General features: G+C 68.7%; 1 protein-coding gene. It reads left to right on the top strand.

Translation table 11 applies throughout. The features are described 5' to 3' along the window. The first annotated feature begins 60 nt into the window (after window positions 1–60). Window positions 61–1,395 (top strand): IS1182 family transposase, encoded by a 1,335-nt coding sequence (locus tag FV226_RS27505; RefSeq protein ID WP_147765403.1) that lies wholly within the window; start codon window positions 61–63, stop codon window positions 1,393–1,395. The last annotated feature ends 80 nt before the right edge of the window (window positions 1,396–1,475 follow it).

A 1,475-nucleotide genomic window follows, 5' to 3' on the forward strand; every position in this document is an offset into this window, starting at 1 on the left:
CTAGGAGCGCGTCCGAGTAATCCTCTCGACGGCGGGGCCGGAGGGTGATTCACTTGGCTCATGGCCAAGGTGTTTCGCTCCTGGGATGTGGATCAGGGCTGGTTGCTGCCGCCCTCGCTGCACGAGTTCGTGCCGCCCGGGCACATGGCGCACTTCGTTCGCGACACGGTGCGGGAGGCGCTCGACCTCTCGGCCATCCTCGATACCTACAGCGAGGAGCGCGGCTACCCGCCCTACCACCCAGGAATGATGGTGGCGCTTCTGCTCTACGGCTACAGCCGCGGTCTGTACTCGTCGCGTCAGCTCGCTCGGGCCTGCGAGGAGCGGGTCGACGTCATGGCGGTGACCGGGCTGAACCGGCCGGACTTCCGCACCATCGCCGACTTCCGCAAGCGTCACCTCGTGGCCCTGTCGGACCTTTTCGTGCAGGTGCTGCGCCTGTGCCGAGCGGCCGGTTTGGTCCAGTTCGCCCACGTGGCGGTGGACGGCACCAAGGTGAAGGCCAACGCCTCTCGCCACAAGGCGATGAGCTACGGACGCATGAAGACGGCCGAGCCGGCGCTGGCCGCCGAGGTCGACGCCTGGCTGGAGCAGGCGCGTGAGGCGGACGCGGCCGAGGATGCGGTGCAGGGCGCGAACCGACGGGGCGACGAGACACCGGACTGGATGGCCGACAAGCAGCGACGGCTGGAGACGATCCGCGCCGCGAAGGCCGCGTTGGAAGCGGAAGCGGTCGATCCGCCCACCCCGGAGGACGAGAGCGGGCCGGGTGCGTCCTCGGGCATGCGCTGGCAGGGTCGACCCCTACGTGGTGAGGACGGCGGTCCGCCAGATCGGGCGCAGCGCAACTTCACAGACCCGGACAGCCGCATCCTGCCCACGCGCGACGGGTTCGTGCAGGGCTACAACGGGCAGATCGCCGTCGATGCCGCGCATCAAATCATCGTGGCGCATCGCCTCGTGACGAACGCCGCCGACGCCCGCGCCCTCGTGCCGCTCATCGACGACGTCCGCGCTCATCTCGGGCGTAAGCCGTGCGAGGTCTCGGGCGATGCAGGCTTTGCCAACGAGGCGAACCTGGCCGCGCTGAAGCAGCGGCGGATCACCGCCTATCTGGCGCCGGGTCGGGCGCGTCACGGCGAGGCGGATGCGGCCGGTCGTCGGACACTGACAAAGACGCCCCTGATGCGTGCGATGGCCGCGCGGCTGAAGCAGGCTGGCCGCCGGAGCCGCTACCGCCTGAGGAAGCAGGTCGTGGAGCCGGTGTTTGGGCAGATCAAGCAGGCCAGAGGCTTCCGGCAGTTCTTGCTCCGGGGCCTCGATCAAGTCCGGGGCGAATGGGCGATGATCTGCACCGCCCACAACCTCCTCAAGCTGGCCAAGGCCAGTCACTGAGCCCAAAGCCGACGCCCACGTCTGCCCACACTTCCAACCTCATCCCACCGCGTAAACTCGTTACTCGGACGGGCTCCTAG

It is taken from the genome of Methylobacterium sp. WL12, from assembly GCF_008039475.1.
Classification (GTDB): domain Bacteria; phylum Pseudomonadota; class Alphaproteobacteria; order Rhizobiales; family Beijerinckiaceae; genus Methylobacterium; species Methylobacterium cerastii.